Raw genomic sequence first — 16,095 nt, forward strand, 5'->3', positions numbered from 1 at the left:
TCTGGCATTGCCAGAACTTTCAATCAGCTCTTTTTTAGCATCAGTTCCCTCTTGACATTTTTTCATTTCCTGCTATACTTATCAAAGATAATTACTAAAGATAACTAAATTTTAAGAAGAAAGGACCATTTTCCATGACACAGGAAAAATTAAAGCAGTTCCTGGATGCGTGTTTTGATGCAAAGCGTCTGATCGAGAAACTCCCGGACCTGCCGGACGGTATGAAGCCGCGGCAGGTGCATGTGCTGGATGCGGTGAATGAGATTCAGAAAAAGCAGGGCTTCTGCCGCGTCAGCGACATCAGCAGCTATATGAACACAACGCTGCCGAGCATCACCAAGCTGGTGCAGGAACTGGAGGAGAGAAATCTTCTCGTGAAACAGGCGGATGAAAAAGATAAGCGCGTGATCAACCTGACACTGACCGAAGAGGGAAAAGAGTTTGTGGAACTCCGCGTGACGCACTTTCACGGGGAATGGGCATCCCGCCTGCCAGATCTGGACGACGCGGTGGTGGACGAATTTGTGCATGCAATCACACGGATGCAGGAAACGATGCCGGGAATAAAAGGAGTGAAAAACAATGGCAAAAGAAAATAAGAAAGAAATATCGTTTGTAGAGGGACCGATTTTCCAGTCCCTGATCCGCTTTGCGCTGCCGGTGCTCGGCGCGCTGATTCTGCAGGCGGCTTACGGTGCGGTCGACCTTCTCGTGGTCGGCTGGTTCGGCGATGCGTCGAGTATTTCCGCTGTCGGAACCGGAAGCAGCTTCATGCAGATGGTAACATTTATCATCACCAGCCTTGCGATGGGTTCGACCGTTATGATCGGCCAGCACATCGGCGAGGGCAAGCCGGATAAGGCCGGCAAAACCGTGGGAACCTCGATTGTTCTGTTCGCCATCATCGGTATCGCCATGACGGTGATTCTGGAGCTGTTCGCAGGCCCGATCGCCAATATTTTACAGGTCCCGGCGGAGTCTTTTGACAAAACCGTCCTCTACCTGCGGATCTGTTCCGGCGGTATTCTGATCATCATCGCGTACAACGTCATCAGCAGCGTGCTTCGCGGAATCGGTAATGCAAATCTGCCGCTTTTATTCGTCGGCATCGCCTGCGCAGCCAATATTGCCGGAGATCTGTTCTTCGTCGGTGTGCTGAAACTGGACGTTGCGGGAGCAGCGCTTGCGACGGTTCTGGCGCAGCTGATTTCTGTCATCGCCTCCATGGGTGTGTTGAAAAAAGGCAATCTGCCGATTGAATTCAAAAAAGAAGACTGCCGCATCGACCATGACGAGCTGAAGAAAGTCCTGAACGTCGGTGTGCCGATCGCGCTGCAGGAGACGACCGTACAGATTTCCTTCCTTGTGATCAACTCGATCATCAACGGCATGGGTCTGATGCCGTCCGCCGGATACGGTGTGGCGCAGAAGCTGACCTCATTCATCATGCTGATCCCGTCCTCTGTGATGCAGTCTGTGTCAGCATTCGTGGCACAGAACACCGGAGCCGGAAAGAAAGACCGCGCGTGGAAGGGCTTCCTCACCGCAATCGCAACGGGCTGCTCTCTTGGAGTTGTGATTTTCTGCATCGGTTTCTTCGGTGGAAGTGTCATCTCCAGAATCTTCACGAGCGATCCGGCCGTTATCGAGCAGAGCGCCGCTTACCTGCGCGGTTTCGCACCGGAATGTATTCTGACCTGTGTGCTGTTCAGCAGCATCGGATACTTCAACGGCCGCGGCATCAGCATCCCGGTTATGATCCAGGGAATCACCTCCGCCTGCCTGATCCGTATTCCGCTGGCGCTGTTCTTCTCACACCTGCCGAATACGAACCTGACCTTCGTCGGCATGTCCACCCCGATCACAACCGTATACGGCATCTGCTTTTTCATGATCTGCTTTGCACGGTTAAAGAAAAAAGGGCAGATGTAATTGAATCAAACATAACAGAACTGCCTGGGAAACGGCACGGAGCGATCCGCCGTTTCCCAGGCAGTTTTTGGTATTGTTTGTCCGGAACTTTTTTGATACAATACAGACAGAAAGAGCGGAACCCTGTTCAGAAGGGACAGAACAGACGGAAAGGGGAAGAGGAGTGGATAACAGAGAAATCATCAATGAGACACTGGTCCATCTGTTTCACGAGATACAAAAACTGGAAGAAGAGGCGATCATTACCGAGGATTTCAAGGATCTGACGAACAACGATATGCACATCATAGAAGCCGTCGGCCTGGAGGGCGGCAATATGTCATCGATCGCGGCAAAGCTCGACATCACGGTCGGATCGCTGACAACGTCGATGAACAGTCTGGTGAAAAAAGGCTACACCGAGCGGGAGCGCAGCGAGAAGGACCGCCGGATCGTCTACATCCACCTGACCGGAAAGGGACGGCAGGCATTCCATCATCACGCAAAATTCCACGAGCAGATGACGGATGCCGTGATGGCGGAACTCGGAGAAGAGGAAGTGCAGGTGCTCGGGAAAACGCTGAAAGCGCTGACGGACTTCTTTCGGTCATATAAAAAATAGAAACAAAAAGGCTTTTGCAGCCGGGACAGAATCAGAAAAATCTGTCCGGTATGCAAAAGCCTTTTTCGCATGGAAACGCATAGAAAAATGCTATTTTTCTACGCCGTTCTTCTCACAGATATCCGCGAGCACACACCGTTCACAGTGCGGTGTCGTCCTCGCAGTACAGACCTCGCGTCCGTGCTCCACAAACCGGTGGCAGAGCGAGCTTCCTTCTTCCGGCGGCACAATTTTCCAGAGTGCCATCTCCACCTTCTTCGGATCCTTGCAGTCATGCACGAGCCCGATGCGGTTGCACAGCCGGATGCAGTGCGTATCCGTCACAATCGCAGGCTTTTTGAATACATCGCCCATAATCAGGTTCGCACTTTTCCGTCCCACGCCCGGGAGCTTCAAAAGTGCGTTAAAGTCATCCGGCACCTGGCTGTGGTACTCGTCGCGCAGCATGCGCATGCAGGCGTTGATGTCGCGTGCCTTGCTCTTTCCAAGACCGCACGGCCGCACAATTTCCTCGATTTCCTCCGGTGTCGCGTTTGCCAGCGCATCGATATCAGGATACTTTGCGTAGAGATCCTCCACCACAACATTGACCCGCGCATCGGTGCACTGTGCGGCCAGGCGGACACTGACGAGCAGCTTCCACGCCTGGTCATAGTCAAGCGTACAGTCGGCGTCAGGATATTCTTGTTTCAAACGTTCAATGACGGCAAGCGCCAGTTTTTCTTTTGTCATCGTGTTAAACTCCCATTCTCAAAGATATTAAAACAGCGAAAGCTATCAGGAGCCTTTCTCGCGTGCTGCCTTCCGAAGCTGCAGCGGCGTCGTGTGAAACCGCTCGCGGAAGAGGCGGTGAAATAGCTTATCGTTTGTAAAGCCATGCTTTTCCGCGAGCGTGCCGACCGGCAGATCCGTGGCGATCAGGTCGCGGTAGATGCGGGAAAGACGGTAGGAATTCAAGTATTCCAGATACGTCGTTTCCATGTTCTGGCGGAAGAACCGGCAGAAATATTCCGGCTGCAGCGAGACAACATCGGCAGCCTCCTTCAGCGTAATCGGCCGCTGGTAATTTTCCTGCGTGTACGTCAGAATCGTATCGAGCCGTGTCTGCGTCCGGGAGCTCATCGGGTGGTGCGCAAGCGGGCTCTTCTCAGAAAATTTCGTGTAGAGCAGATCGAGAAACGTAAAAAGCTCCCGCTGGAACGTCAGCAGATAGCCGTCGGGCATTTCCTCATGAAGCTGCATCATCGAAAGCAGAAGACGCCGGAACTGGCTGATATTTTTCTGCACTTCCGGATTCGTACTGTCGTAGTCAATCGAGAACCAGAGCTGTGACGGATCAGGCAGATAGTTCGCAAGGAACGCATCCGGAATCTGCATCAGAATCGAGCGGTTTCCCGTGGACGGACAGCGCGCCGTGTGGATACGCCCGGAATTGATCAGCAGAAATTGACCCGGAAGGACGGTCTTGGTGCGGTCCGAGAGCGTGACAATGGAGGAACCCTCCAGAATATAAATAATTTCCAGCGCGTCGTGCCAGTGCGGCGGCGAAAAACTGCCGAAATCGTCGGTTACGCGAAATTCGATGCTGCGGTTCGGCTGCAGCGTGATGTGTTCCTGGCGTGTCTGGCGCGGCAGATGATCTTTGCGTGGCATAAAAAACTCCTTTTTTGTTCAACTTAGTGTATCACTATCTTATCACGAAACCCCCGAATTGGGTATAGCAATTTTTGTATGAAGTTGTTATAATAAATGAACACAAAGCCACGTCACATACGGCTTCGTGCAAACTCAATCTAAAGAAAAGTGAAGGAAGAAAACGTATGTATCAAGTATGGAGTAACTTTTTAAATCCCGGCCAGATCGCCATGCTGGGAATCGTGGTCACCTTTCTGCTGACCTTTCTGGCGTTAAAGCATCCATTTTCCTTTCTGCCGAGCGATCACGGCAGAGAATTTGCCGTAAACGGCGGCCTCTCCCGCGGAAAACTGCGCGGCGTCGGCCTCGTGATCGTCATCTGTTTCCTGATCGGAAGCGTTCTGTTCCTGCCTCTTGGCGCCGAGTATGTGATCTACGCGATCCTGCTCGTCTGCATCATGCTGAGCGGCTACCTCGACGATGCATCCGAAACCCCGTGGAGCGATTACAAAAAAGGCGCGATTGACCTCGTCATCTCCATTGTGACCGTCATCACCTTTGTGAATTACAATTCCACCACGATCTACTTCGGAAACATGTCCCTTACCATTCCGAAAGTGGTCTACATAATCCTCGGCATCATCCTGATCTGGATTTCGATCAACGTTACAAACTGTTCCGACGGTGTCGACGGACTCTGCGCGAGCCTTTCCTGTGTGGTTATCTTCGCGTTCAGTATGATTTTCCACGATGTCCTTGGAAGCTTCACCGTAGCCAATTACCTGTTCGTGGCAGCGCTTCTCGCGTACCTGTATTTCAACACCTCGCCGAGCAGCATGCTGATGGGAGACGCCGGTTCGAGAGCACTTGGTTTCTACATCGCCATCCTTGCCATGCAGTCCCGCCATCCGTTTTTATATCTGCTGATGGCAGGCGTGATGATCGTCGACGGAGGAATCGGTCTTGTCAAAGTATTTTTACTCCGTTTCCTGAAAATCGCAATCCTCAAAAATACAAGAACACCGCTGCATGACCATGTCCGCCTGAAATACAAGTGGTCCGACAGTCAGGTTGTGATCCGCTTTGTGATCCTGCAGATCCTGCTGGCCGTCATTGCGTATCTGATTGCAGCATAAGAAAAAACAGAAGAGAAACGGGAGTGTGTCTTTTGCAGACGTCTGCGGGGCACACTCCCGTTTTGCATCCCAGCCCCCGAATACACCAAAAAGATAGAAAAAGATAATATCGCCGTATTTTTTCACAGAATCCGCCCTGTTTTCGAAAGCAAGAGTGTGGTAGTATAAAATTACCAAAAAACGTCAGCCTGAAACGATAATTCTGTAAAGATTGATGAAAAGAAAGTGCTTTCAGCTATCTGTTTCAGGCTCATCCAATCAGGAGGTAATGAAAAGATGAAATTCACAGAAGGTTACTGGCTTCCGAGTGAAAAAGCAAATGCATCTCATGCAATGCAGGCTTATGAAGTAGAGCAGATCCCAGGCGGTATGCGTATCCTGGCTACCACCCGCCCGATCGAGCACAGAGGTATGACCCTGAACCTGCCGACCATCACCGTTGAGTTCGTGGCACACACACCGGATACCATCTCCATGGAAGCATGGCACTATGAAGCATACGACAACAAAGTTCCGTCCTTCGACAAAACAGAGAGCGTATACGAGGACGTAACTGTAACGATCAACGAGGATGAGGCAGTTCTTGATACCGGAAGCGTACAGGTCCGCGTACAGAGAGAAGGTGTCTTTGCTTACACCTTCGAGGCAGATGGAAAAGTTCTGACCGGAAGCGGCTTCCGCAACCTTTCCTATATCAGATGGGACCGTCAGCAGAGCACCATGCTGCCAGCCCAGAATTACATGACCGAAAAATATCAGCCATATATGGTAAGCGAGCTCTCCCTTGGCGTCGGCGAGTGCGTATACGGCCTTGGCGAGAGATTTACTCCATTCGTAAAAAACGGACAGGTTGTAGACACCTGGAACGAGGACGGCGGTACGGCATCCGAAATCGGCTACAAATGCGTACCGTTCTACATGACAAACAACGGCTACGGTATTCTCGTTGACAGTACCGACAACGTTTCTTTCGAAGTAGCAAGTGAAAAAGTAGAGTATGTCGGCTTCTCCGTACCGGGCGAAAGAATCAAATACTATCTGTTCCACGGCCCGTCACCGAAGAAGATCATGAACGAGTACACCGCACTGACCGGACGTCCGGCACTTCCTCCGGCATGGTCCTTTGGTCTGTGGCTGTCCACATCCTTCACCACCAACTACGACGAAGAGACCACCACATCCTTCATCGAGGGAATGGAGAAGAGAAATATTCCGCTGAGCGTATTCCATTTCGACTGCTTCTGGATGCATGAATTCCACTGGTGCGATTTCGAGTGGGACAAGAAATGCTTCCCGGATATCCGCGCAACCTTAAAGAAATATCACGACAAAGGTCTTCACATCTGTGCATGGATCAACCCGTATATTGCACAGGGAACCACATTCTTCAAAGAAGGCGCTGCAAACGGCTATCTGCTGCAGAGAGCAGACGGAAAAGGCGTATGGCAGACCGACAACTGGCAGGCAGGTATGGGCCTTGTGGACTTTACCAACCCGGATGCGGTCAAATGGTATACCGATAAACTGAGAACTGTTCTGGACTGTGGCGTAGACTGCTTCAAGACCGACTTCGGCGAGAGAATCCCGGTTGACGTTGTTTACCACGACGGAAGCGATCCGCAGGCAATGCACAACTACTATACATACCTGTACAACCAGGCAGTATTCAGCCTGTTAAAAGAAGTAAAAGGTGAGAACGAGGCAGTTCTGTTTGCAAGAAGTGCAACAGCAGGAAGCCAGAAGTTCCCGGTACACTGGGGCGGCGACTGCTCCGCAAACTATCCGTCCATGGCAGAAACGCTGCGCGGCGGTCTTTCCTTCGCGATGAGCGGCTTCTCCTTCTGGAGCCATGATATCTCCGGATTCGAGAGCACCGCAACACCGGATCTGTACAAGAGATGGTGCGCATTTGGACTGATGTCTACCCACAGCCGTCTGCACGGATCCACAAGCTACCGTGTGCCGTGGCTGTTCGATGAAGAGTCCTGCGACGTAGTAAAATTCTTCACCAACCTGAAATGCTCGCTGATGCCGTACATTTTCCAGAAATCTGTAGAGGCACACGAGGAAGGAACCCCGGTAATGCGCCCGATGGTATTCGAGTTCATGAACGATCCGGCTGTTCCGTATCTGGATCAGCAGTACATGCTGGGTGATGCCCTTCTGGTAGCACCTGTCTTCCGTGAGGACAAGGTAGCACAGTACTATCTGCCGGAAGGCACCTGGACAGAGCTTCTGACCGGCGAGACAAAAGAAGGAGGCAGATGGTTCCAGGGAACCTATGACTACTTCTCCATGCCGCTGTATGTAAGAGAAAACAGCATCGTAGTCAGAGGAAACTGCGACACCAAACCGGATTATGACTACGCTGACCATGCAACCGTTTGCGTATATCAGTTAAAAGACGCAGCCGAGACAAAAGTTCCGGATGTACATGGAAACACGGTATTCACTGTAAAAGCAGTCAAAGAAGGCGATGCAGTCAAAGTATCCGCAGAAGGCGCACATACCGAACTGAAAGTAGAAGTCTTTGTCGGAAATGAAAAGAAAGAAGCTGTTCTGGCAGCAGATGCAGACGAAGTTGTCGTTGCATAAGCATCGGAATGTAAGAATATAGGGGAGGGAGAGGCGCGGAAAAGAAAATTTTTCTGTGACCTCTCTTTTCAAAAAAGGAGAATAAAACAATGCGTTTTCAGACAGAAAATGGTGTATTAATTGCACAGGTAAACGGAGAAACACTGCGGATTGAGCCGTGGGGAAAAGATTCCTTACGTGTCCGCGCAACCATGCTTCCGGAATTTTCCGGAAAAAACTGGGCACTGACCGAAGTGCCGGAAAAAACAGAGGCAAAAGCAGAGCAGTTTGAGGTCGATCATCTGGAAATCGACGGATCGATGGGAAAAAGAACCAGCGCATCGATCACCAATGGAAAAATCCGTGCTGTAGTCAACTTTGCAGGAGTTATCACCTTCTACAAAGAAGATCAGGAAATTTTAAGAGAATATCACCGTTGCTACGACGGAACGATCAGCAAAGAGAGCCGCTGCTTAAAAACGGTCAACCGTGAGTGGAAAGGTGTGATCGGCGGAAGCGAATACAGCCTGAACCTGAAATTTGAGAGCAACGACGAAGAGAAAATTTTCGGAATGGGCCAGTATCAGCAGAAATACATGGATCTGAAGGGATGCACCCTGGAGCTGGCGCAGCGGAACTCCCAGATCAGCGTACCATTCGCCGTATCCAGCTTAGGATATGGTATGCTGTGGAACAATCCGGCTGTCGGACAGGTAACCTTCGGAAAGAACTACACCGAATGGACTGCACGCTCGACCAAAGATATGGACTACTGGCTGACCGCAGCCGATACACCGAAAGAGATCCTGGAAAATTACACCGCAGTGACCGGCCGCGCGCCGAAATTCCCGGAGGACCGTATGGGCCTGTGGCAGTGCAAGCTGCGCTACCGTACGCAGGAGGAAGTGCTTGAAGTGGCACGCCGCTACCAGAAGGAAGGCATCAAAGTCGATCAGATTGTCATCGATTTCTTCCACTGGACCGTACAGGGCGACTGGAAATTCGATGAAAAATACTGGCCGGATCCAAAAGCCATGGTGGACGAACTGCATTCCATGGGAATCAAAGTTATCGTTTCCGTATGGCCAAGCGTAGACCGGAAGAGCGAGAACTTCTGGCCGATGCTGGACCGCGGCCTGCTGATTAAAACAGAGCGCGGCGCCCTGCAGACGTATGATTTCCAGGGGGACTGCGTGGAAATCGATGTGTTCAACCCGGAAACCAGAAAATACGTCTGGGAAGTCTGCAAGAAAAACTATTATGATTTTGGAATCGATGCCTTCTGGCTGGACAACTCAGAACCGGATTTCGGCGTTTACGATTTCGATCATTACCGCTATATCGACGGACCGGCTCTTTCCTGCAGCAATATCTATCCGCAGATGTACAGCCGTGTCTTCTATGACGGCATGAAAGCAGAAGGAGAAGAAAATATTGTAAACCTGCTTCGCTGCGCCTGGACCGGAAGCCAGAAATACGGAAATGTTGTATGGTCCGGCGATGTGCCGAGTACCTTTGAAGCCTTCTATGATCAGCTCCAGGCCGGCCTTAATATGGGTCTTGCCGGCATTCCATGGTGGACAACCGATATCGGCGGCTTTATGACAGATGATGTCAACGACCCGGATTTCCAGCAGCTTCTGATCCGCTGGTATGAGTTTGCCGTTTACTCTGCTGTTTTCCGTATGCACGGCGACCGCGGACCGCACAACATTCCACCGCTCGATGACCGTGATTTTGGCGGCGGCTACCTGTATACCGGCCAGTCCAATGAACTGTGGAGCTATGGAGAAGAAAATTACCGGATCATGAAGAAATATTACGACATCCGCATCAGCATGCACGATTACATCAAACAGCTGTATGACGAGGCATCCGAAAACGGTTCTCCGCTGATCCGTACCATGTTCTATGAGTTCCCGGATGACAAAAAATGCTGGGAGCTGCAGGATCAGTATATGTTCGGAAGCGAATACCTGGTAGCGCCGATTTTCCATCTGAACGAGTTTGAGCGTGAAGTATATCTTCCGGAAGGACGCTGGGAAGACACCAGAGACGGAAAAGTGTACGAAGGCGGACAGACTATCCGTGCCGCTGCACCGATCGATTCGATTCCGGTATTTAAGAAAATGGCATAAGATCGTGTAAAAAGGTCAAAAAAGAAAACAGTACAGAAGACACACACAGCGTGGGGACTTTTCTGTACTGTTTTCTTTTCGACTCTAACTGCGCATCAGATATCCATATTTGCGCATCTGTCGGCGTATGATCTGCTCAACACGCTGGCGGATTTCCAGAGGATAGTAATCGGCCAGAGAATCCAGTTCCGTGCAGACATCTTTTGCAGTAAAGGAAAAGTGAAGCTGGATACCGTATAATTCCTCCGCAGCATCCAGCTGTGTATCAAAATCAGAGCTGAAAGGTTTGGCTTCGATGCGTTCTATACAGACATCCATCGGCAGATCCAGAGGATAGTCATTGCTAATGTCTGCAAACAGGCATAAACCCTGATCGAATAGAGGACTTGGAGAATATTGCTCTGTTTCTGTATCATATAGAACAGCGATGTTGTTGGTGTGCCGGTCTTCATTCAGAAAGAAGGCATCAATTTCCAGCATAGCGGTCAAATATGCGCCGAAGTTCTGAATTCCCGTCATGTTTTCTAACTGGTCTGCCAGAAAACGAATGCGTTCCGCAGGTTCTGAAAAAGCAGCAAGTGAGATTGCCAGACTGTCTCCGGTATTCTGACGGTACAGTTTTTCCAATGGGATCAGCATCTGATTTGCTTTTAGAAAATCAGGACTGGAACAGCCACTGCGGAGAGTGCCGCGGTATGCAATCCGAACAGGCTGATACAGGACAAACGGATGGGAAAGAGTGCTTTTTTGCAGTAAATGAGACACCAGTGTCTCCGAGAGTCCCTCATATCCCATATAGTCGGATTTGTACCAGATATTACCGATTTTCCACTTGAGCTGGTCCCCTTTTGAGGTGTGATCTGTTTTTTTGACAGGCAGCTGATTATCAAGACGGATCTGTTCCATGGCGTGCCTCCTTATTTTTCAGAATCAGGATCCATTGCTCGTCACCGGCCATTCGCCCATCTGTTTTTTCAATGATAAGCAGCGGATCATAAAAGGGAAGTCCCATTTCTTTTAAAATATCTTTGGCATGATCGCGTGTTTTGGGAAAACAGCGACTTTCCAGAAACCAGGTAAAATCATCCCAGGTCGGATGCTCCACAACGCCAAAGGCACGAAGCGGAATTTTTTTTGTGTAATTCTGGATTGCAATTTTCTCATGACGGAAGTCGATATCAATCGTTGTGCAAAGCTGATCGCGGTAAAGAAAACACATCCGCGTTTTGACATCGGGATCCGTGCTGAAACAGTGAGCACGGGCAATTTGATTGTATACTGTCTGCCTGCTGACCTGAAAGGTGCGCGCGATCTCGGCAATACTTTTTCCCTGCTGCTGCATGGCAGCCATCTGAATGATTTGCGGCAGCGAAAAAGCTGGTTTTCTTCCAGCCGCATGGCGCAGTGCTTCTTTTTTCGCTAACTGCTGGTATTGTTTCGCGTCTTTGGAAAGCTTGCGCAGCTCCTTTGGGTCCGTTGTTCCAAAGATCTCGTAAATCTGCTGCTCAAATGTGTTTTTCATGCAATCACCTCGTTTCTGCCATTACTGTATCACAGAGATCTGAAAGCGTCAAGAAATCATTTATTGACAAAAAACGAACTGATTGAGAAAAGTTACGGCTCGCAGATGTCTGAGAACAGCAATCATGGCGATGAAAGAACTTCCCTGCAGTGCAGGCAAAAGCTTGACAGAAAAAAGCAAAGGCAGACCCCATTCTGCGTGAAAAACTGCTTCAGACAAGGGAAAATCCGAATCCAATCCACGCATTCTGCGAAATCTGCCATGCCTATGGCGTTTCCATCTATGAAATGGATCTTGCCATGGCAGGTGAAGAATTTTACGTAGAAATCAAACGCAGCACCAATGGCGGCGGAGAAAATTCCCCGGCGCTTGAAGGGGAAGATGACTTCTATGAGCTGTTTCTGGCAGCGTTAGAAAATATATGATTTTTTGCGAAGAATGTAAGTATTGATGAGTGTAGAAAGCTGCATGGATAGTGCCTGATGAACCTGCGAAGGGCTTGCCATGTCGTAGATGACACCGTCAAAAACTTCGAAGCGTTTCTCTTCTGGAAGCATTTCATACTGTTCCAGCGTGACTTTTTCGAGCTGTGGTTGAAGAACTGGCGTCATAAAATACACATCTTTTCCCAAAAATGAAATGAAATCGCTTAAAATTCTTTCTTTAAATGTTCTGCGAGAATCGTATCGTAATCGCCTTCGATTTCCTCATCGCGCCCTGCATACCGCAGATTGGTCTCCACGCCGACCGGCTCCACATCGTCTGCAAATTCCCAGATATGATACCGCAGACCGCGGTGCTCAAAGTCGATGCTTCCGCAGTTATCCTCTTCCGTATAGGAAAACGTGATTTTTTTCTCGTTTAAGACAGATTGAATTTGTGTCATATGCATAAAGCGTGATACCTCCGATTTTGTAGTTATCTGGAATAAAAAACAGCTACATTTGTTTACATTAGTATAGAACAGGGCGGGAGAAAATTCAATCGAAATTCTGGTCAGAATCATCGCAGCAGCTCTCACACGCGGTGTGCAGAGACAGCACGGCGTCGGAACGACCATCAAACATTACGCCTGCAACAATCAGGAAGAAAACCGCCGCGGCGTATCGAGCATCGTCTCCGAGCGCGCTCTGCGTGAGATCTATCTGAAGGGCTTCGAAATTGCAATCAAAGAATCCCAGCCAAAGGCGATCATGACCTCCTACAACAAGGTAAACGGTGTCCACACCGCCAACAGCTACGATCTGTGCACAACCGCTGCAAGAAAGGAATGGGGCTTTGCCGGCATCATCATGACAGACTGGACCACAACAAACGCCGACGGAGGCTCCTCTGCCGCAAAATGCATCGCTGCCGGAAACGATCTTGTGATGCCGGGAACCGACACCGACCGCCGCGAAATCCTGGATGCGCTGAGTGCCGAAAATGACCAGTATCTCGAGGAAAAAGACCTGACCGCCTGTGCCCAGAAAATCCTGGAAATGATTTTTACTTCCAATTCATATGAATAATGCGGCGTTTTCAGGGATAAAATAACATCAGAAATAGCTGCCGCCCCTTCGCAAAGCAAAATTTTCCATGCGGGCTTTGAATGTTACAGTTCGCTGAGATGCAGTGAACTGTAACATTCAAATAGTTGGGCAATTTCACGATTGAAATTTCCCATAACATGTATTAGAATATAAATGATATCAATAAATACGAGGACGTGAAAAGAATGTCAGGATTAAGTAACACACAATATTTTAAAGTAAAAACAGAGCCGGAGATTCAGGTAAAAGAGGTACTCGAAACCGTTTACAACGCCATGGTAGAAAAAGGGTATAATCCAGTCAACCAGATCGTAGGCTATATCATGTCAGGCGACCCGACGTACATCACAAGCTTTAAGGGAGCCAGAAGCCTGATCATGAAAGTAGAGCGTGATGAACTGGTAGAGGAACTGTTAAAAGAGTACATCAAAAATGAATCCTGGAAGTGAGCGTAATTACTATGAGAATAATGGGATTAGATTACGGCTCAAAAACAGTAGGGGTGGCAGTCAGCGACCCTCTGGGTCTTACTGCGCAGGGAATCGAAATTGTCCGCAGAAAATCGGAGAATAAGCTGCGTCAGACGCTGGCCCGGATTGAAGAGATAGCAAAAGAGTACGGCGTGGAAAAAATCGTACTCGGCTTCCCGAAACATATGAACAACGACATCGGAGAGCGGGCCGAAAAATCTCTCGAGTTCAAAGAAATGCTGGAGAGACGGACAGGCCTGCCCGTTGTTATGTGGGACGAGCGGCTGACAACGGTCGAAGCAGACCGCACCATGATGGAAACCGGAATCCGCAGGGAAAACCGCAAGGAGTACGTAGATATGATTGCAGCTGTTTTTATCCTGCAGGGATATCTGGACTATCTTTCCCATCAGAAGGAATCACAGGAAAACTGAACAAAGGAATATTGTATGGAAAAAATAACATTTGTAACAGATGATGGCGGCAAAGAAGAATTTTACGTGGAAGAGCAGACCAGAATCAATGGAGTCAACTATATTCTGGTATCCGATTCAAAGGACGATGAGGCAAATGCCTATATTCTGAAGGATATCTCCACCGACACCGACGCAGAGGCAGAGTATGTTGTGGTAGAAGACGACACCGAATTCGATGCCGTTTCCGGCGTATTTGCTTCCATGTTGGATGACGAGGCAGACATCACCTATTGAACCAGCCGTTTTGAAGCCATACCGGGACGCAGACGAAGCGGGACCGGGACAGCGCTTTAAAGGGCAAATCCTGCAGGTGCGGGACATGCTCCATCAGCCTGAAGTGACGCTCAGGGGATGCGTGCGTGAAGCCGTACCGGTAACGGAATCGTTTGGAAAACATGCGCGGAGGTGCTATTTGAAAAAGAATAATGGAAGTAAATTAAAAATTATACCGCTTGGCGGTCTGGAACAGATCGGTATGAACATCACCGTTTTCGAGTATGAGGACAGTATCATCGTCGTAGACTGCGGACTTGCATTCCCGGAAGACGACATGCTCGGTATCGACCTGGTCATTCCAGATGTAACATATCTGAAAGAAAACATCGACAAAGTCAAAGGCTTCGTCATCACCCACGGCCACGAGGACCACATCGGTGCGCTGCCGTACATCTTAAAAGAAGTGAACGTGCCGGTCTACGCCACCAAACTGACGATTGGCCTGATCGAAAACAAATTAAAGGAGCACAACCTGCTCCGCACCACAAAACGGAAAATCATCAAACACGGACAGTCCATCAACCTGGGCGCATTCCGTATTGAGTTTATTAAAACAAACCACAGTATTGCAGATGCAGCAGCACTGGCCATCTACTCCCCGGCAGGCATTATTGTCCACACCGGAGACTTCAAAGTCGACTACACACCAGTCTTTGGTGATGTCATCGACCTGCAGAGATTCGCAGAGATCGGAAAGAAAGGCGTTCTGGCACTGATGTGCGACAGTACCAATGCAGAGCGGCCTGGCTTTACCATGTCCGAGCGTACCGTAGGAAAGACGATCGACGGCCTGTTTGCCGAGCATCAGAATTCCCGAATCATCATCGCAACCTTCGCATCGAACGTCGACCGTGTGCAGCAGATCATCAACTCTGCTTATAAATACGGCCGTAAAGTTGTCATCGAAGGCCGCAGTATGGTCAACATCATCTCCATCGCGCAGGAGCTGGGCTACATCAATATCCCGGAAAATACCCTGATCGATGTGGAGCAGATGAAAAACTACACCGGCGAGCAGCTTGTCCTGATCACCACCGGAAGCCAGGGCGAGTCCATGGCAGCACTGTCCCGTATGGCGGCACACCTGCACAAAAAGATCTCGATCCTGCCGGGCGACACCGTGATCTTCAGTTCCCACCCAATCCCGGGAAATGAAAAAGCCGTTTCGAACGTCATCAACGAACTGTCTGCACAGGGTGCCAACGTCGTATTCCAGGACGTTCACGTATCCGGACATGCCTGCCAGGAGGAAATCAAGCTGATCTACTCCCTGGTAAAACCGAAATACGCGATCCCGGTACACGGCGAATACCGTCACTTAAAAGCACACGCAGAAGTAGCACAGAGCCTCGGCATCCCGAAAGAGAACATCTTCCTCATGTATTCCGGTGATGTCATGGAACTCGACGAGGACGGCGCAGCAGTAACTGGCAAAGTCCACACCGGAGCCATCATGGTCGACGGACTCGGCGTTGGTGATGTAGGAAATATCGTCCTGCGTGACCGCCAGCATCTGTCCGAGGACGGAATCATGGTCGTTGTACTGACTCTCGAAAAGAGAACGAACCAGCTTCTGGCCGGCCCGGATATCGTATCCCGCGGTTTCGTCTATGTACGCGAATCCGAGGATTTGATGGGCGAGGCAAGAGAAGTTGTAGAAGAGGCACTGGATGGCTGCCTTTCCAAAAATATCTCCGACTGGGGCAAGATCAAATCCACGATCAAAGATGCCCTCGGCGATTATGTATGGAAGAAAACAAAGAGAAGACCGATGATCCTTCCGATCATCATGGAGGCATAAAT

General features: G+C 49.7%; 18 protein-coding genes. 12 read left to right on the plus strand and 6 right to left on the minus strand.

Annotation, left to right across the window (positions count from 1 at the left end; translation table 11 throughout):
• Positions 1 to 134: 134 nt before the first annotated feature.
• The 3 genes from DWY63_RS03985 (at position 135) to DWY63_RS03995 (ending at position 2,533) form a co-directional block, all read left to right on the plus strand.
• Complete coding sequence (locus DWY63_RS03985; RefSeq protein WP_022463031.1) at positions 135 to 599, plus strand: MarR family winged helix-turn-helix transcriptional regulator; 465 nt, start codon at positions 135 to 137, stop codon at positions 597 to 599.
• The gene (locus tag DWY63_RS03990; protein ID WP_117801399.1) at positions 583 to 1,932 is read left to right on the plus strand and encodes an MATE family efflux transporter; all 1,350 of its coding nucleotides are present in this window, start codon (positions 583 to 585) and stop codon (positions 1,930 to 1,932) included. Before DWY63_RS03985 ends, DWY63_RS03990 begins: the two co-directional genes overlap by 17 nt.
• 163 nt (positions 1,933 to 2,095) lie before the next feature.
• Positions 2,096 to 2,533, plus strand: a complete 438-nt coding sequence (locus DWY63_RS03995; protein ID WP_022463033.1) for a MarR family winged helix-turn-helix transcriptional regulator — start codon at positions 2,096 to 2,098, stop codon at positions 2,531 to 2,533.
• A 90-nt stretch (positions 2,534 to 2,623) separates the two neighbouring features.
• On the opposite strand, the gene DWY63_RS04000 is transcribed toward DWY63_RS03995, so the two are convergent.
• Together DWY63_RS04000 and DWY63_RS04005 are read right to left on the minus strand one after the other, a co-directional pair.
• Entirely contained in the window at positions 2,624 to 3,265 is a 642-nt protein-coding gene (locus DWY63_RS04000; protein ID WP_117509586.1) for an endonuclease III domain-containing protein, read from the minus strand.
• A gap of 45 nt (positions 3,266 to 3,310) precedes the next feature.
• A complete protein-coding gene (locus DWY63_RS04005) occupies positions 3,311 to 4,186 on the minus strand; it encodes an AraC family transcriptional regulator (protein WP_022463035.1) in 876 nt (291 codons plus the stop codon).
• A gap of 167 nt (positions 4,187 to 4,353) precedes the next feature.
• Here DWY63_RS04005 and DWY63_RS04010 point away from each other — a divergent pair, with 167 nt between their 5' ends.
• The 3 genes from DWY63_RS04010 (at position 4,354) to DWY63_RS04020 (ending at position 10,016) form a co-directional block, all read left to right on the plus strand.
• Entirely contained in the window at positions 4,354 to 5,304 is a 951-nt protein-coding gene (locus tag DWY63_RS04010) for a phospho-N-acetylmuramoyl-pentapeptide-transferase (protein WP_117801400.1), read from the plus strand.
• Positions 5,305 to 5,580: 276 nt separating this feature from the next.
• Positions 5,581 to 7,899: an alpha-xylosidase gene (yicI, locus tag DWY63_RS04015; protein WP_117801401.1), complete on the plus strand. Its 2,319-nt coding sequence runs from the start codon at positions 5,581 to 5,583 to the stop codon at positions 7,897 to 7,899.
• An 89-nt stretch (positions 7,900 to 7,988) separates the two neighbouring features.
• Positions 7,989 to 10,016 carry a glycoside hydrolase family 31 protein gene (locus DWY63_RS04020; protein WP_117801402.1) on the plus strand — a complete coding sequence of 676 codons (2,028 nt, stop codon included), beginning with the start codon at positions 7,989 to 7,991 and terminating at the stop codon, positions 10,014 to 10,016.
• 84 nt (positions 10,017 to 10,100) lie between these two features.
• On the opposite strand, the gene DWY63_RS04025 is transcribed toward DWY63_RS04020, so the two are convergent.
• Together DWY63_RS04025 and DWY63_RS04030 are read right to left on the minus strand one after the other, a co-directional pair.
• Positions 10,101 to 10,922 (minus strand): hypothetical protein, encoded by an 822-nt coding sequence (locus tag DWY63_RS04025; protein WP_117801403.1) that lies wholly within the window; start codon positions 10,920 to 10,922, stop codon positions 10,101 to 10,103.
• A complete protein-coding gene (locus DWY63_RS04030) occupies positions 10,903 to 11,538 on the minus strand; it encodes a helix-turn-helix domain-containing protein (protein ID WP_055265066.1) in 636 nt (211 codons plus the stop codon). The genes DWY63_RS04025 and DWY63_RS04030 overlap by 20 nt, the downstream gene beginning before the upstream one ends.
• Positions 11,539 to 11,837: 299 nt before the next feature.
• Between DWY63_RS04030 and DWY63_RS18660 the strand changes: the two genes are divergently transcribed.
• The gene (locus tag DWY63_RS18660; protein ID WP_330415410.1) at positions 11,838 to 11,963 is read left to right on the plus strand and encodes a hypothetical protein; all 126 of its coding nucleotides are present in this window, start codon (positions 11,838 to 11,840) and stop codon (positions 11,961 to 11,963) included.
• Here DWY63_RS18660 and DWY63_RS04040 read toward each other — a convergent pair.
• Positions 11,949 to 12,149 carry a Uma2 family endonuclease gene (locus DWY63_RS04040; protein WP_117509614.1) on the minus strand — a complete coding sequence of 67 codons (201 nt, stop codon included), beginning with the start codon at positions 12,147 to 12,149 and terminating at the stop codon, positions 11,949 to 11,951. The genes DWY63_RS18660 and DWY63_RS04040 overlap by 15 nt on opposite strands.
• Before the next feature lie 38 nt (positions 12,150 to 12,187).
• Positions 12,188 to 12,430, minus strand: coding sequence for a hypothetical protein (locus DWY63_RS04045; RefSeq protein WP_055265060.1), 243 nt, complete (start codon positions 12,428 to 12,430; stop codon positions 12,188 to 12,190).
• Positions 12,431 to 12,566: 136 nt separating this feature from the next.
• On the opposite strand from DWY63_RS04045, the gene DWY63_RS04050 reads away from it, so the two are divergent.
• From DWY63_RS04050 to DWY63_RS04070, 5 genes are all read left to right on the plus strand, one after another.
• Positions 12,567 to 13,049, plus strand: coding sequence for a glycoside hydrolase family 3 N-terminal domain-containing protein (locus DWY63_RS04050; RefSeq protein WP_243001834.1), 483 nt, complete (start codon positions 12,567 to 12,569; stop codon positions 13,047 to 13,049).
• A 206-nt stretch (positions 13,050 to 13,255) separates the two neighbouring features.
• The gene (locus DWY63_RS04055) at positions 13,256 to 13,519 is read left to right on the plus strand and encodes an IreB family regulatory phosphoprotein (protein WP_022461716.1); all 264 of its coding nucleotides are present in this window, start codon (positions 13,256 to 13,258) and stop codon (positions 13,517 to 13,519) included.
• Positions 13,520 to 13,530: 11 nt separating this feature from the next.
• The gene (gene ruvX, locus DWY63_RS04060; RefSeq protein ID WP_055228327.1) at positions 13,531 to 13,974 is read left to right on the plus strand and encodes a Holliday junction resolvase RuvX; all 444 of its coding nucleotides are present in this window, start codon (positions 13,531 to 13,533) and stop codon (positions 13,972 to 13,974) included.
• A 15-nt stretch (positions 13,975 to 13,989) separates the two neighbouring features.
• Positions 13,990 to 14,250 carry a DUF1292 domain-containing protein gene (locus DWY63_RS04065; RefSeq protein ID WP_055265056.1) on the plus strand — a complete coding sequence of 87 codons (261 nt, stop codon included), beginning with the start codon at positions 13,990 to 13,992 and terminating at the stop codon, positions 14,248 to 14,250.
• A gap of 178 nt (positions 14,251 to 14,428) precedes the next feature.
• Positions 14,429 to 16,093: a ribonuclease J gene (locus DWY63_RS04070; RefSeq protein ID WP_055218756.1), complete on the plus strand. Its 1,665-nt coding sequence runs from the start codon at positions 14,429 to 14,431 to the stop codon at positions 16,091 to 16,093.
• Positions 16,094 to 16,095 lie beyond the last annotated feature (2 nt).

This window comes from Blautia sp. AF26-2, assembly GCF_003460955.1.
In the GTDB taxonomy this organism is placed as follows: domain Bacteria; phylum Bacillota; class Clostridia; order Lachnospirales; family Lachnospiraceae; genus Fusicatenibacter; species Fusicatenibacter saccharivorans.

Bases quoted from the DNA above. Each gene is read 5' to 3' on its own strand.
- DWY63_RS03985 (WP_022463031.1), top strand. From the start codon at position 135: ATGACACAGGAAAAATTAAAGCAGTTCCTGGATGCGTGTTTTGATGCA.
- DWY63_RS03990 (WP_117801399.1), top strand. From the start codon at position 583: ATGGCAAAAGAAAATAAGAAAGAAATATCGTTTGTAGAGGGACCGATT.
- DWY63_RS04000 (WP_117509586.1), bottom strand. From the start codon at position 3,265: ATGACAAAAGAAAAACTGGCGCTTGCCGTCATTGAACGTTTGAAACAA.
- DWY63_RS04005 (WP_022463035.1), bottom strand. From the start codon at position 4,186: ATGCCACGCAAAGATCATCTGCCGCGCCAGACACGCCAGGAACACATC.
- DWY63_RS04010 (WP_117801400.1), top strand. From the start codon at position 4,354: ATGTATCAAGTATGGAGTAACTTTTTAAATCCCGGCCAGATCGCCATG.
- yicI (WP_117801401.1), top strand. From the start codon at position 5,581: ATGAAATTCACAGAAGGTTACTGGCTTCCGAGTGAAAAAGCAAATGCA.
- DWY63_RS04020 (WP_117801402.1), top strand. From the start codon at position 7,989: ATGCGTTTTCAGACAGAAAATGGTGTATTAATTGCACAGGTAAACGGA.
- DWY63_RS04025 (WP_117801403.1), bottom strand. From the start codon at position 10,922: ATGGAACAGATCCGTCTTGATAATCAGCTGCCTGTCAAAAAAACAGAT.
- DWY63_RS04030 (WP_055265066.1), bottom strand. From the start codon at position 11,538: ATGAAAAACACATTTGAGCAGCAGATTTACGAGATCTTTGGAACAACG.
- DWY63_RS18660 (WP_330415410.1), top strand. From the start codon at position 11,838: ATGGCAGGTGAAGAATTTTACGTAGAAATCAAACGCAGCACCAATGGC.
- DWY63_RS04040 (WP_117509614.1), bottom strand. From the start codon at position 12,149: ATGACGCCAGTTCTTCAACCACAGCTCGAAAAAGTCACGCTGGAACAG.
- DWY63_RS04045 (WP_055265060.1), bottom strand. From the start codon at position 12,430: ATGCATATGACACAAATTCAATCTGTCTTAAACGAGAAAAAAATCACG.
- DWY63_RS04055 (WP_022461716.1), top strand. From the start codon at position 13,256: ATGTCAGGATTAAGTAACACACAATATTTTAAAGTAAAAACAGAGCCG.
- ruvX (WP_055228327.1), top strand. From the start codon at position 13,531: ATGAGAATAATGGGATTAGATTACGGCTCAAAAACAGTAGGGGTGGCA.
- DWY63_RS04065 (WP_055265056.1), top strand. From the start codon at position 13,990: ATGGAAAAAATAACATTTGTAACAGATGATGGCGGCAAAGAAGAATTT.